15 protein-coding genes are annotated in these 14,119 nt (G+C 42.9%); 6 read left to right on the top strand and 9 right to left on the bottom strand.

Going from position 1 to position 14,119, the window contains the following annotated elements; translation table 11 throughout:
* Positions 1–469: 469 nt before the first annotated feature.
* Entirely contained in the window at positions 470–1,030 is a 561-nt protein-coding gene (locus J4856_RS00555; protein ID WP_025839525.1) for a TFIIB-type zinc ribbon-containing protein, read from the bottom strand.
* A 46-nt stretch (positions 1,031–1,076) separates the two neighbouring features.
* Here J4856_RS00555 and J4856_RS00550 point away from each other — a divergent pair, with 46 nt between their 5' ends.
* The 5 genes from J4856_RS00550 (at position 1,077) to J4856_RS00530 (ending at position 3,904) form a co-directional block, all read left to right on the top strand.
* Positions 1,077–1,223 (top strand): hypothetical protein, encoded by a 147-nt coding sequence (locus J4856_RS00550; RefSeq protein WP_156766855.1) that lies wholly within the window; start codon positions 1,077–1,079, stop codon positions 1,221–1,223.
* A 190-nt stretch (positions 1,224–1,413) separates the two neighbouring features.
* On the top strand, positions 1,414–1,878 hold the full coding sequence (locus tag J4856_RS00545) for a MaoC family dehydratase (protein WP_025839527.1): 465 nt from the start codon (positions 1,414–1,416) through the stop codon (positions 1,876–1,878).
* A gap of 250 nt (positions 1,879–2,128) precedes the next feature.
* The gene (locus J4856_RS00540) at positions 2,129–2,650 is read left to right on the top strand and encodes a MarR family winged helix-turn-helix transcriptional regulator (RefSeq protein WP_025839529.1); all 522 of its coding nucleotides are present in this window, start codon (positions 2,129–2,131) and stop codon (positions 2,648–2,650) included.
* Positions 2,651–3,005: 355 nt separating this feature from the next.
* On the top strand, positions 3,006–3,488 hold the full coding sequence (locus tag J4856_RS00535; protein WP_025839532.1) for a hypothetical protein: 483 nt from the start codon (positions 3,006–3,008) through the stop codon (positions 3,486–3,488).
* Positions 3,489–3,520: 32 nt separating this feature from the next.
* On the top strand, positions 3,521–3,904 hold the full coding sequence (locus J4856_RS00530; RefSeq protein WP_025839534.1) for a hypothetical protein: 384 nt from the start codon (positions 3,521–3,523) through the stop codon (positions 3,902–3,904).
* A gap of 374 nt (positions 3,905–4,278) precedes the next feature.
* Here the strand turns inward: J4856_RS00530 and J4856_RS00525 are convergent, their stop codons facing one another.
* The 6 genes from J4856_RS00525 to J4856_RS00500 all read right to left on the bottom strand — a co-directional run bounded on the left by J4856_RS00525 (position 4,279) and on the right by J4856_RS00500 (position 10,493).
* Positions 4,279–5,697, bottom strand: coding sequence for a zinc ribbon domain-containing protein (locus J4856_RS00525; RefSeq protein ID WP_065367989.1), 1,419 nt, complete (start codon positions 5,695–5,697; stop codon positions 4,279–4,281).
* 61 nt (positions 5,698–5,758) lie between these two features.
* Positions 5,759–6,466, bottom strand: coding sequence for a glycoside hydrolase family 25 protein (locus J4856_RS00520; protein WP_025839536.1), 708 nt, complete (start codon positions 6,464–6,466; stop codon positions 5,759–5,761).
* Between the two features lie 327 nt (positions 6,467–6,793).
* Positions 6,794–7,486: a (d)CMP kinase gene (cmk, locus tag J4856_RS00515; RefSeq protein WP_025839537.1), complete on the bottom strand. Its 693-nt coding sequence runs from the start codon at positions 7,484–7,486 to the stop codon at positions 6,794–6,796.
* A 103-nt stretch (positions 7,487–7,589) separates the two neighbouring features.
* Entirely contained in the window at positions 7,590–8,402 is an 813-nt protein-coding gene (locus tag J4856_RS00510) for a TatD family hydrolase (protein WP_044081224.1), read from the bottom strand.
* 253 nt (positions 8,403–8,655) lie between these two features.
* Positions 8,656–9,630 carry a polyprenyl synthetase family protein gene (locus tag J4856_RS00505; RefSeq protein WP_025839539.1) on the bottom strand — a complete coding sequence of 325 codons (975 nt, stop codon included), beginning with the start codon at positions 9,628–9,630 and terminating at the stop codon, positions 8,656–8,658.
* 65 nt (positions 9,631–9,695) lie between these two features.
* Positions 9,696–10,493 carry an energy transducer TonB gene (locus tag J4856_RS00500; protein WP_025839541.1) on the bottom strand — a complete coding sequence of 266 codons (798 nt, stop codon included), beginning with the start codon at positions 10,491–10,493 and terminating at the stop codon, positions 9,696–9,698.
* A 140-nt stretch (positions 10,494–10,633) separates the two neighbouring features.
* Between J4856_RS00500 and porQ the strand changes: the two genes are divergently transcribed.
* Positions 10,634–11,578 (top strand): type IX secretion system protein PorQ, encoded by a 945-nt coding sequence (gene porQ / locus J4856_RS00495; RefSeq protein ID WP_025839543.1) that lies wholly within the window; start codon positions 10,634–10,636, stop codon positions 11,576–11,578.
* A gap of 384 nt (positions 11,579–11,962) precedes the next feature.
* Here the strand turns inward: porQ and J4856_RS00490 are convergent, their stop codons facing one another.
* Both J4856_RS00490 and J4856_RS00485 read right to left on the bottom strand, forming a co-directional pair.
* Positions 11,963–12,412, bottom strand: coding sequence for a lipocalin-like domain-containing protein (locus tag J4856_RS00490; protein ID WP_025839545.1), 450 nt, complete (start codon positions 12,410–12,412; stop codon positions 11,963–11,965).
* A 32-nt stretch (positions 12,413–12,444) separates the two neighbouring features.
* A complete protein-coding gene (locus J4856_RS00485; protein WP_065368077.1) occupies positions 12,445–14,040 on the bottom strand; it encodes a capsule assembly Wzi family protein in 1,596 nt (531 codons plus the stop codon).
* Positions 14,041–14,119: the final 79 nt, after the last annotated feature.

Raw genomic sequence — 14,119 nt, 5'->3', positions numbered from 1 at the left:
CGTTGAATATCAAGAGCTTATAAACGTAACATTGTGGCAAAAAGGCTCGAAATGACATTCTTTACCAGAATTTGTATATATCTATTTATGTAACTTATTGATAATCAATAATGACGGCTCTATAACGAATCGTGTGGGTAATTCGTTATAGAGCCTAAAAATATTGTCAAAAAACTAAACATAACTTCAGATAGACCTTAGTTTTAATACGCTTAACGCACATTAAATCACTACCCTTCCATATACAGCAATGGTGTTAACCCTTCGCACATGTTGTGCATACCATCCGCACCAAATGTGCTAAGCATCCGCACCACATGTGCTAAGCACCCGCACCAAACCGGTGGAATATCAACACACAACCCACACGATTTGTTATAGAGGCATTAATTTATCATTCTGTACGTCCAATATTACTTATTGGGTTCTAAAAACAATGGGAAACATTAGCATCAGTGAATAACGTTGTTTAGAACGAATTTTTGATTTCAATATAGTTCTTAAACAACCAGGAGTGCCCCTCTGAGAGCAGTTTAGCCGCTTCAGCACAAAGGAAAAGTCCCACAATCACCGAGAGGATAAATACAAAGCTGAAACCAAAGAATATCCACAGGTCGCCATCAGTATATTTCTCTTGAAAACGACGAAGACGTGAAGAGGATTTTGTAACAAACTCACTGGTCGTTTCGGTTGCATTCATCAGTTTCTCACCAGCCTGCTTTGAGACATGCAAGGCACGCTGGGATGCCTCAACCAACTTATGTCTCATCTCAGCAAGTTTCTCTTTTGAAGGCGAGTTAATGAGCTGAGTTGAAACGGTAGGAAGCTGCTTGGCTTTCTTTACCTCAATAGGGGACGCATCAGCCAAAGGAATAACAGAACGAGCGTGGGTACGAAAAGACTTTGGCGCATCAAACCTGCAGTTCAACACATCACCACAATAAGGACAACGATATTTCATTGTACCATAACTTTCAGTCTCAGCCACAAAATCGTGACCGCAGTTATTGCATTTGACAGTATATCTCATGATGGGAGCAAAATTATAAAAAAATGTTGAAATAAAGCAGAAAGGTTTGTTAATTCAGAATTCATCATTAAAAAATTATCCTAACTACTCCACAGCCGTGAAGGCTTTAAACCCAAGATTGTGGTTTAATCAGGTGCAGATGTCGTTCATACGTGGCAATGTCGTTGCTGTAGAAGGTAAGGAGCGTGCATAGCGTGTACAGCGGTCAGTTTCTTAAATCGGCTCAGTAAATTAAGCCCATTTGGGTAATTGGAAGTTTTTTTGTACTTTTGTACATTGAATGATAGCCAATTCTGCTTACCTTATATATAAATAAGGAGGAGCAGGCAGGGTAATAAGAAGCTATCATACGTAGTAATGTAGAAATTACATACAACAAAACTATGGCAAAATTAACAGTAAACAATTACGATGAGCTTGCTGCCCGATTGGGTGAGAAGCTTGGTGAGAGCGAGTGGTTACTCGTTGATCAGGAGAGAATTAACCTCTTTGCTGATGCAACGCTTGACCATCAGTGGATTCATGTTGACACAGAGCGTGCAGCTGTAGAGAGCCAATTCAAGAGTACAATTGCTCATGGCTATCTAACACTTTCATTGCTCCCACACATGTGGCAGGAGATTATGGAGGTGAATAACCTTAAGATGATGGTCAACTATGGTATGGATAAGATGCGCTTTGGCCGTCCAGTCCTCGTGAACTCACGTGTCCGTCTTGTTGCCACACTCAATAGCATTGAGAATCTTCGTGGTGTCTGCAAGGCTGGTATTAAGTTCCAGATTGAGATTGAAGGCGAGCGTAAGCCAGCACTTGAGGGTATTGCTACCTTCCTTTATTACTTTGAATAAGTAAGGCAAGAACTTTTAAATAACCCACAAGCGGTCATAAACATTTTGTATTGTTTATGGCCGCTTGTCATTGATTTATGTCATTAAAGCATTGTTCTGACTGCTCAAATTATGTTAAATGCCTACTTACATCAACCACGATAAATATAAATTGTTGTACCTTTGCAGAGCGAATAGATTATTTCAGGTAACAAATGATTGTAAACCACTTCATTATTGAGAAGTTATAAAAATATTAAGGATTAAAAGTATGATATACGACCAACTCAAATTGCAGAATCAACTCTGCTTCAAATTGTACACATCAAGCCGCCTTATCACCCAGACATATTATCCGTTCCTTGAGAACTTGGGCATCACTTATCCACAGTACCTTGTATTAATGGTTCTTTGGGAAGAAGACAACCAGAAAGTGATGGAACTTGCTCACCGCCTTTATCTTGACTCAAACACCATGACACCTCTCATTCAACGTATGGCACAGCTTGGCTTGGTCAATCGTGTTAAAGGTGAGATTGACGGAAGAGAGACTTACGTATCTCTTACGAAACATGGAAAAGAACTTCAGGAGGAAGCTAAGTGCATCCCTTCATGTATGGTTGACAGACTGTTTGAGAACGAGGAAGAATTTGAACGCTTCAAAGCTATTTCCGTAGAGCTTGACAACCTGATTTCACATGTCGCAGGACAACGTGCGAAAGAGAAGGAAGCTACGATAACAAAGATGCGTGAGGAGAAAGCTGCAAAGAAAGCTAAAAAAGTAAGAAAGTAAAAAGAGAAAGAGAGAAATCAATGACCTAAAGGTTTAGACACTTTCTCATAAACGAAATAAGAAAACCCACCCCAGCCTCTACGGAGTAGAGAGGTTGGAGGTGGGCTTTTTGTATTTCATTTCATTGCACCTTTGAATATTCATCTGACTTATCCGATGCATTCTGTACATTCTCATATCTGTTCTTTGAACCTTGTTACCTCTGCAACTTTCAAACTTGCGCACACACTGACTTGTTTTTTCATTCTTTTCTTGCTCATTCTCTTTATTTTTCATACTTTTGTAACGTGTCATAGTGGGGTTGCATCAAAACACGAGATGTAACGAATTGACACGGAATAAACGAAAGAATAAAATGAAAAAGATACTACTCTTACTTACTACCCTTCTCTTTACAATGGGAATGCAGGCCCAAAAGGATATTGTTTCAATCGCAGATGCCATAAAGGTTTTTCAAGGAAAGACGTTGCAGGTTGGCAAACAAGTACTTGAGAAGCAAGGCTATAGCTATAAAGGGGTTTCATCTGACGAGTTTGGGAAGGATTACAACTGGGTAAAGAATATGAACCTAACAAGTGACTTCCTCCCTACAACGATGAAACGTGGTAACTCTAGTATGGTGCAGTTAGCACAAAACGGCAAGACAGTCTATGTATATGTCTTTAATCGCACAGCCTTTGCAGGCTTGCAAGCACAGGTAAAGACATTAGGTTATGACATGGGAAAGGCGGTGAAAGGTGATAATAGTACGCTGATTTGTACGAAGGACAACCAGCCAACCATCAGTTTTCTAACCCTCCAACAGCCACTACCCTATTGTGTACAAATTACCGAATAAGGGAAGAGAGCTACTGAAAGAAACGAAAGATGATGAAGAAGAAACGAACTTATAAGATACCCGTATCCATCTGTGCCATCGTGTTATTTGTGGGTACAATCCTACTTGCTATTCTCATGGAGACGCGCGAGATGGCTCCTCCACGTAAATATGAGGTTGATATGTCGGGAGAAGTGATTGGTATTGATAACGGTCCAAAGATTCCTGTATTGACAAAGGAAGAAGAGAAGAAGGAAGAAGTAAAAGAGGAAAAGAAAACAGACAAGCCAAAGAAAGAGACTTCTGAACAAACGGAGACAACAGAACCAGAGGAACCAGTCATTGTGCCTAACGTTCCAGAAGGTCAGACAGAACCTGTTGTAAAGGCTCCTGTCCCTGAGATTAAGAAGCCAACAATCGATAAGATTGAGAACTAATTAGCAGTCCTCCTTCCTCCACACATCAGTGGTGTCTCTGTTCCTGCCATGGTTTTACGGACAAACCTCCTTCCCTCTGTCTTCGTGTGTCATTCCTTCAACACCCATCACCCAACACTTAAAACCTTCCATGATGCGAATGCGCCAAGACTAATCAATTAAAGAAATTCCCTACTTTCTTTATACTGAATCAAAAAGAAAAACCATCTCACTCCTCAATTCAGAGTTGTGAAATGGTCTTTTTTTTAATCTTCTTATGCAATAAAACTCATGGCGAGAGTGTTACCAAGTGGTGGCAACATTAGAACAATTCCCTATTAGTAAGGACGTTATCAACGCAAAAGAGATGGGAAAAGAGTAAAATGCTTTACGTTCTACCATCTAATTTGTGTTATTCTACCATTCTTTATCGTGGCAGAGATAACATAGCTACGCTTTGATTTTCCGCCCTTACGCTCAATGTCAAGTGTTGCAGGAATCTTCACACGAACCTCGGCACCAGCCTCATTGCTCGTCTTACTTACTTCAGCTGGTGGACCAAGGTGCCAATTGAGTTTCTTAACATCAGCCTGATAAAGTTTATCCGTCATATAACGGCGTATATCTTTAGCTGTTGAGCCACCTGCTCCAAGGAAGTTTACTGAGGGTGCTACAGCCCCAGCAATCTTATCGCTACTCTTGCTATTAATACCTTGTAAGAGTTGGCGTACAGCAGCAACAGCCTTTGAGCGCTCACCTTCAGACACCTTTAGCTCCACGGCTTCAGGCTTTTCAGCTTTTTCAGTCTCAGCGGTAGCGGTAGTGCCCATCAGACTTTTCAATTTCTCATCTGCTTCCTTGCTATGACTGCCATTGGGATGTTGTGCCTTATAACCAAGGAAAGCATTCTCGTTGTTCTTGGCAACAGCTTGTGCCCAATCCATCTCATCAATCTTAGCCTCAAACTCGCTACGATACTTGGAATCAGGATACTTCGAGATAAACTGCTGTAACACTTCCTTTGAGTTGCTCGTCAGGGCTACAGACAAGTCGTTATTTGCTTGTTGCATACTCTCAGAGGTAGTTGACAACTCCTTCAAACGGATAGAAATACTATCACGATGTGCCTTTGGCGCTGTAGGATTCTCCTTGAGATAATTATTGAGAACGGTAGGTTCGCTACTACTCATTGCTTGTGCAAAAGCCTCTTGCTCACTATTAGTCTTACTGATGCCCACTCCTTGGTTATAAAGGAAGAGCAATACGGCAGCTGTAATTGCTGCGATGAGTAAAGAAACAGCTAATGACAAATGGTTGTTTTTATCAGGCGTGTTATTCTCTTCTTTCTCATTTTCCTCAGCAATGGCTTCGGCATGAGCTATCACCCCTTCATCCGCACTATCATCCATAATGAAGTCAGCATCTACCACATTGTCACTGAGGGTTGGATTATGAAAAGCATCTTGTGTCTTAGCATTATTATCATCCGCTGTGTTCTCTTTCGCTTCCTCAACAGCGTTGACAACCTTATCATTCTTAGTAGTCTGCTCTGTATCAGTTGACACGAAGACAACAGGCTCCTGAACGCTGTTATCGCTTGTAGAGACGAATGATGCGTGTTCAGCAGTAGTATCGGAAGACTCAACATGTCGTTCCGTATGATGACAATTCGGACATGAAGACTCCTCCTTGAGGTATAACTCACCACAATTAGAGCATTTGATGACATGTCCGGCAATCTCTACACCGCAACTTGGGCATACGGGAGCCTTATCGCTCACTTGATGACCACATTCAGGGCATTTGATAATCATTTATCTAACGTAAGATTATAGTAGTGGGATAATTTTCTATTTTTGTCTCTTTGTTTTGCAGCTATCGCCTTCGTCGGTAACGCAGTTCACGCATACTATGCTTACCCATCAGTCGGGATTTATCAACATATCCGTTCACGCCGTTGATACGTCCCTTTCCAGTGTATTGCCAAGCAAAAATGTCTCTTCCATCATTCAGTTCAGGTTCACGCCCATTATACTGTGCAATGAAGAGTTTATAGCCATCTAACGCACCACTGAGGTAACGATTATAGAAGTTTGTGTAGGTGTAAACCAATGGTCTGACACCATATTCCTTCGTCATCAGGACAAGGAACCTTTGCAAACTATCGCGTAACGCCTCTGTACTAAGTCCACCAGTTGTCTCAACATCAACCATTGGGATGAGGTCTTGATCTTGTGGACGACACTGCATTCTGAAATTACGCAACTGCTCATCTTGTGGCACCGCAGGACGATAGAAGTGGTAAGACCCCACATTCATACCATAACGTTGTGCCGCTTCAATATTATCGAGATAGCGCTGGTCAATGCGTGAACCACCTTCAGTAGCTTTCAAGTAAACGTAATTAAGCTTGTGATTGCTGTTCTCAGCCACTGTTTCCCACCACACATCACCTTGGTAATGACTCATATCGAGCCCATGGACATGGCTACAGGTGTCTTCGCATTGAATAGTATATTGTGCCTTAAGTCCTGCAAAAGAGAATATGCAGACTATGAGCAGTATTATCTTTTTTAACTTCATAAGTGCAAAGATAACATTTTAAGTTGAGATAGCCGTCTGAACAATATATAATTATGTGGATTTTAGTATTTCTTAATTCATACGTCTTTGGGTATTGGGTGCAGAGTGATGGGGGATGATGTTTACCTCTGCATCTTCCTTCCCCTGTGTGACACATTTTATCGGAGGACTTACTTCTTCATTCAATATATCGGATGAATCAGAAATTATCATGGCATTGACGTGTCATCCTAACAAACTGCTATACTGTTAGTTACATATAAAAAAGTGCGGAGGCTTAACACCATTGGTGCTGAGCATCCGCACATTATAGAAAAAGGCTTTCTATTAAACCTCGGCAGCTTTGCAATACTGGTCGTAAAGCCACTTCTTTTGTTCAGCTATTGTGAGGTGGCTGTTATCAAGTTCGATGGCATCATCAGCTTTACGCAGGGGTGACGTCTCACGATGTGAATCGAGATAATCACGTTCCTGCACATTCTTAAGGATGTCAGCATAATCGGCTTCCATACCTTTCGCCTTCAATTCGTCATAACGACGCTGCGCACGTACCTCAGCTGATGCTGTAACGAATATCTTCAACTCAGCATTTGGAAAGACAACGGTGCCTATGTCTCGCCCGTCCATCACAATCCCTTTCTCTACTCCCATACGCTGCTGCTGTTCAACAAGGGCTTTACGCACAAAGGCAAGGGTGGCAATAGGGCTCACGTGTGATGACACTTCCATCATACGGATTTCGTTCTCCACATTCTCACCATTGAGATAGGTGTCAGGCCTACCAGTTTCCTTATTGATTTGAAAACTGATGTTGATGTTCTCCATCTGCTCTTGCAACTCTTTCTCACGAATTGTTCCATCCGCATTGAAGAGTTTATGGCGTAGCGCATAGAGCGTCACCGAACGATACATTGCACCTGTATCTACATAAATATAGCCAATCTCCTTGGCAAGGTCTTTTGCCATCGTACTCTTCCCACATGATGAAAAGCCGTCAATGGCGATGGTTATTTTCTTCATATACTTTGTTAATTCATAATTCACAATTCATAATTCACAATTATGATTACCATTGTTTGATCTGTTTATTGCTACACACAGCTTGTCAATTCATTATCACCCATCATTCAACACCAAACACCCTACGTACATTCTCATTCGTTTGGCGGGCAACCTCGGCTTCATCGACACCATAACTTGCGGCAAGGGTGCGCATAACTTCAACGATGAAGGCACTCTCATTGCGTTTGCCACGATGCGGAACAGGAGCCATATAAGGGCTATCGGTTTCAAGGACGATGCGGTTGAGTGGTACTGCTGCAGGTAAGTCCTCACGCAGATGGCTACTCTTAAAGGTTGATACGCCACCTATGCCAAGCATGAAACGATCGAAACAGAGGAAGGCCTCTGCCTCTTTCTGATTGCCAGTAAAACAATGGAAGACGCCACCGGGCAAGTCCTCCGCATACGGGCGCATGATATGCAACATCTCGTTCTGTGCCTTACGACAATGTATCATCAACGGCAGACGTGTCTCAACACTCCATTTCACAGCCTCCTCAAAGGCGGCAAGCTGCTGCTTCTCGTACTCACGTGTCCAATAAAAATCGAGTCCTACCTCACCAATGGCAATGACTGTCTCACCAGGCAGTGCTGTGCCTTCAGCCTTCTCACGGACAGATTGTAAGATTCGTTCGTGCATAACATCCAAAACTTCACGCCAGTCATCACACACCTCCTCTGGCTGCAGTCCAATCATCGGATAGCAGATATCAGGATACTGCCGGCAAACAGCCAAGACAGTATCTATAGATTTCTGGTCGATAGCTGGAAGGAATATCTTTCCTACTCCTGCTTCACGAGCACGACTGATAACCTCGGGGAGGTCGTCAGCAAAATCTTCTACATCTAAATGAGCGTGGGTGTCTATTATCATTGGGTGATGGGTGATGGGTGATGGGTGTTGATGTTATGTAGGGGTGTTAAATGTTGGGTGTTGGGTATTGATGTTATGTAGGGGTATTGGGTGATAGGTGTTGAATATTGGGTGTTGACGTTTTGTTGGATGATAAGTCTTGATGAGTAATATTTCTCAGTAATCAATGCACCTATTATACTTTATCCTAACCTTATCCTATTTGCCTCCCTCCCCTTTCGGGGAGGGTCGGGGTGGGGCGGGGTGGGGCTTTTTACCTTTTCCTATGCATCATCTTCTGTGCATAAGCTAACAGTTCTACCTTACGTTCATCAGGCAAGTTCACTGCGGAGAGGTATTTGTTAGCCTCATCAAAATAATAGTTGATGCGCTCAATCGCCATCTTATCAACACCTATATTATTATAAAGATTGGTGACAGCAGCTACTTTCTCTTCATGATTAAAGTTTTCGCAGTTAAACCACTTCTCTAACTCTTTACGCTGACGGGCATTTGCCTTGTTGAAAGCATTGATGAGCATGTAAGTCTTCTTGTTGCAGACAATATCACCACCTATCTTCTTACCAAACACCTTTGGGTCGCCATAAACGTCAAGGTAATCGTCTTGTAACTGGAAAGCCAGACCAATCTGTTCTCCAAACTTATAGAGATTCTCTACATCTTCAGCTGGTGCATCAGCAAGGATGGCACCAATCTTCATCGCACAAGCCAAGAGAACACTCGTCTTCAAGCGAATCATCTCGATGTACTCTTCCTCCTTTACATCATTGCGATGCTCAAACTCCATGTCGTATTGCTGTCCTTCACCAATCTCAAGTGCCGTAACAGTAAAGAGGCGAAGCACTTCACGGAGGTGTTTGCTGTCGCATTGTTCCATTCGCTCAAAAGCCAATACAAGCATTGAGTCGCCGGAGAGGATAGCGGTATTCGCATCCCAACGCACGTGGACGGTCTGCTGTCCACGTCGAAGTGGTGCATCATCCATCAAGTCATCATGCAGAAGTGTATAGTTATGATAAGTCTCAAGGGCACAAGCCGGTGAGAGAATCGTCTCGGGATCGTCCTTAAAAAGATTATAAGAGAGGAGCATCAGCGTAGGACGTATGCGTTTTCCTCCCAAGGAGAGGACGTATTTTATAGGGTCATACAAACTCTGTGGCTTACGTTCGTAAGTGAGATTGTCTATATACGTATTGATTTTATTCAGAATGTCATCAGCAGTGTACATACAGAGTTGAAGTTAAAAGTTATTTTATTATCATCATTAAAGTAGGCCCTAGTCTCTCAACCGCATCAAGAGAGTTGGAAGACAACAGGGATTTCAATCATTGACCGGCATGGTTTATTCTTCTCTATGCCGGGCTTCCACTTACCCATTGTCTTGAGAACGCGCAATGCTTCGTCGTTAAGAACGGGTACGTTACCGCTTTTTACTCTAACATCATTAACCGTACCATCCACGTTAATGATAAAAGTAATATTCACTATGCCCTGCTGATTGTTCGCTTTTGCAGCAGCAGGATATTGCAAGGTCTTTGTGAGCCATTTCATAAACTCCACCCATCCACCAGGTGGTGTTGGCGTTTGGGAGAGGATGCGTTTGCTGACCTTATCGTCATAACGTTCAACAACCTGATCGGAGTTGTCATCGGTCATCTTCTCCATCTCCTTCTTTGCTTCCTCCTTAATCTTCGGAGGTTCAGGTGTCGTGGTCACCATCGGTATAACGATAGGCTCATCACTCACCTGTGGGGCACCCGTTTTCTTATCATTCGAGTTCATACTACCCGCATCGTGAGGTGTAACCTTATTCGGCACATCACGCCGTTTGAGATTGAGCAAGTCCTCCATCGTGGGCTTCTTGTCTTCCTGTGTCTTGGCAAGGTCCTGCTGATCGATGGCTGGTAGCATATCCATATCGTGAAGCGTGACATTCTTAATGGTCTTGGAATTAGCCGAATCATCGTCGCTCCCCGAGGCATTATATTCCATGGCAACAAAGAAGAAAGACAAGGCTACGATGATTCCCAATAGGAAACCAACCCACCGCTTATTCTCTAAATCTGCTCTATTTGACTTCTTTATTTCCAAGATAAGATATACTAAACACCTATTTCTGCCGTTATAGAAACCATAATGGGCACAGGATGCTACATTATAAGTTGCATCGACAAAAGTAATAAGATATTCGGAAAAAGATGTAACTTTGCCGAGAAATTAATTTAGATTAAATGAAAAAAATCGTTTTCACCCTCCTCTTAACCCTTTTTGCAGCTGTAATGCGGGCACAGGAGAGTCAAACTGAATACAACTTTTTGCGCCTGCCTGTGAGTGCGCACGCCGCTGCTTTGGGCGGAGAGAATATAACCATTATTGAGGACGACCCTTCACTGATGTTCTCCAACCCTGCACTGGCTTCATCGGTGAGCGATAAAACGGTCGGACTGAGCTATATGAATTATATGCATGGAGCCAATTATATGGGTGCTTCATATACCAAAGCCTTGGGCGAAAAAGCTACGCTGGCGGGTGGTGTGCAATATATGAACTATGGAAAGATGAAGGAAGTTGATGCCAATAACGTGCAAACGGGTACTTTCTCTGCTAATGAAATCGCTATTGAAGGTATCTTTGCCTACGAATTAGCACGTAACTTGATGGGTGGTATCACAGCTAAATTTATCACTTCCTATATTGGGAATTACAACTCAATGGCTGTTGGCGTAGATCTCGGTCTGAACTGGTATGAACCTGAGAGACAATGGTCGGTATCATTGGTTGCCAAGAACCTCGGTGGTCAGATTAAGGCTTACGAAGAGGATTATGGTAAGATGCCAATTGATGTACAGGTGGGTGTGAGCAAGACCTTCACTGCTCTGCCTGTGAGATTGTCGGCAACGCTTGTCGATCTCACGCATTACGACTATCGTTTCATTAATCACCTGAATCTGGGTGCAGACATCTTACTCTCTGAAAGTATCTGGGTTGGTGGTGGTTATAACTTCCGCCGGTCGGACGAGATGACAGTTGGCAAGAGTGACTATGCCAGTGCGCATGGAGCTGGCTTCAGTGTTGGAGCAGGTATCAACCTCGAACAGTTCAAACTCAACCTTGCCTATAGTAAGTATCATGCTGCTAGCAATTCGATTATAGTCAACCTTGCTTATACTTTCTAAGACAGGAAGGTATGCAAAGAACTACGAATTGCACGAATATTACATGCTGATTACAACTGGTTTATAAGAGAATGTTTCGGCTCTATAACGAATCGTGTGGGTAATTCGTCATAGAGCCTAAGATATTGTCAAAAAAATATAGCCTCTATCTAAACACAACTCCAGATTGATCTTAATTTTAATACGCTTAACGCACATTAAATCCCTACCCTTTCATATACAGCAATGGTGTTAACCCTTCGCACATGTTGTGCATACCATCCGCACCAAATGTGCTAAGCATCCGCACCACACGTGCTAAGCACCCGCACCAAACCGATGGAATATCAACACACAACCCACACGATTCGTTATAGAGCCAATGTTTTATAAAACTATATTCACTTAGAACTTGTCAAAGTAAAGTCTTACACTTCCATCATTCAATACCATCTTTCGTCTGTCTAACTCTTCGATTCGGAAGACAGGCGTAAGACTTTTAATACCATAAAGCGCCAATGTTGACTCATAAGCAGATAGTGGGCGGTCGCCATTCTCACGATCAAACTGATAAGGAGATGTCAACGTCAGCTGGTCATTGTCAATCCGGAAGCGATAGAGATAACTATTGTGGTTACCTGTCTTATCCTCCATCTGCAAGAGCTTTGCTTGGAAAGACCAGAAGATAACTTGCTCACTCAAGTCTTCACTCGCAACGCCTGTCGTAGATTCAATCTTCACGAGGTGCCACATTCCCTCCATTCTGTCGGCATCGTTATCCGTCTCCAACGAACAAGAGGAGAGGAGGAGTGCCAACAATGGCAAAACGATGGATAATATCTTTATTCTTTTCATTTCAATTTGTGTCTATATTCATATCCATAGGGTTATTGCTTTCCCAATAACCCTCGTTTTGTAATTGTCAGTTGCATACCATAGTTATTGCCACGAAGGATTGAACCAAAGTCGGCTCCTATACCCATTCGCACATCAACACCACGCATCCACTCGGGGAGTCGTTCCCCATGAAGCGTATAAGTAGCCTCACCCATCAGACTCACATTATGTCGTTTCTTCGTATAGGGTTTTTCGTAAGTTCCCAAGCCTTCTTGCCATGTACCCAGAAAACGCCACTTAAGGTACTCTGCAGGTCGACCGCCTAAACCTATGTGAAACGCAACAAAACGATTATCATCAAAGTAGATATTGCCATCATCATTGTAGATAGGTGAACGATAAAGCGGATTACCCATTGCTTGTCCCCAATGCTGATAGCCTGGGAAGATGTAATGGTTATAATAGTTATCCTTTCCTCCGATATGATCGGCTATGGTCATCGTGTGATCATGGTATATCGGACCACTCTGATACTTTGAATAAAGATATTCAATGACAAGAGTGTTCAACCAATTGTCAGGCTTATAACGATATTCAAAACCTAAGAGCCAGTCCTTGAAGTCATAAACCAGATAGCGACGTTGCTTCTTCTCTTGCCACTCATTGCCCTCACCATAACCATCATAGTCGAGCTGAAACATAGCTGAATGGTCCTCAAAGAACTTGTCGGCATAGAGTGAAAAGCTGTTCCAGTCGCCCTCATAGTTGAGACGCATCACCCAGCTGCCCAGTTGGTCGCCCTGTACGTTCTGATAGGTTGTCTCACCTTTGTCAGCACCTCCAGGGACAAAGGCATTCCAAAAATCGCGTATTCCCTTTCCATTTTCAGAAACATTCATACCTCCATGTCCGTCAGGGAGATAGGAAGTGCCACCGAAGAGGCTGACCATCTCCAACCCCATCTCTAACGACCACGGACAAAACACTTCTTCATTGCCAATCTTCAGATAGCCCGCCTTCGAATGATAGAGTCCATGATCCGTAAACTTCGATTGCTTGGCAGTGAAGTCATGTTGCCAATTTTGGTCAGTCATCATTCCATAAGCGATATGACCTTTCAGATGTAACCAGCCATTCGCAAAAGGCAATGTCCAATAGTCTGGTAGTGCCAAACGAACCTGAGGGATGGGACGGGCGTTGATACCCAATGTCTGTGAACCCGAACTGAGTTCGTTGTCCTTCAACTGCATAGGTTCTTCCTTCGCTCCGACTGTCAGTGTTCCGTGTAACCATCGCCCCTCAACGTAAGCCTGCTGAATGATGGCTTTACTGGTATAATTGATAGGAGCGACAACGTCTAACCCATAGCCTAAGCCAAATTTCCTCCCTTCATCTGTCGCTAGTGGGCGTTCTATGCCCCCACGCAGATAGCCGTTCGCTGTCTCCAACGAACTAAGTCCATACTTATTAGCATTCAGCCATAGTGGGGTTCTACCTTTTGAAAGGCTCCCCTGCATCTCCACCTTATATTCTAAGCCTTTTAATGGCTGCAACCGTGACGTGTCACGTCGCACCGGCTCTTGATATTGGGCTTGTATTGTCAATGTAGTCAACAAGACTAATAAGGTTGAAAATAACTTCTTCATCATCATAAAGTTAATACTCGCTACAAAGATAATAAAAAAAGAAGAATAACACTTTCTTTTCCGTTGAACAATAAGCTGT

Origin of the sequence: Prevotella scopos JCM 17725 (genome assembly GCF_018127785.1) — a bacterium.
Taxonomy (GTDB): Bacteria; Bacteroidota; Bacteroidia; order Bacteroidales; family Bacteroidaceae; genus Prevotella; species Prevotella scopos.
This window is presented reverse-complemented; position numbering and strand designations above follow the sequence as displayed.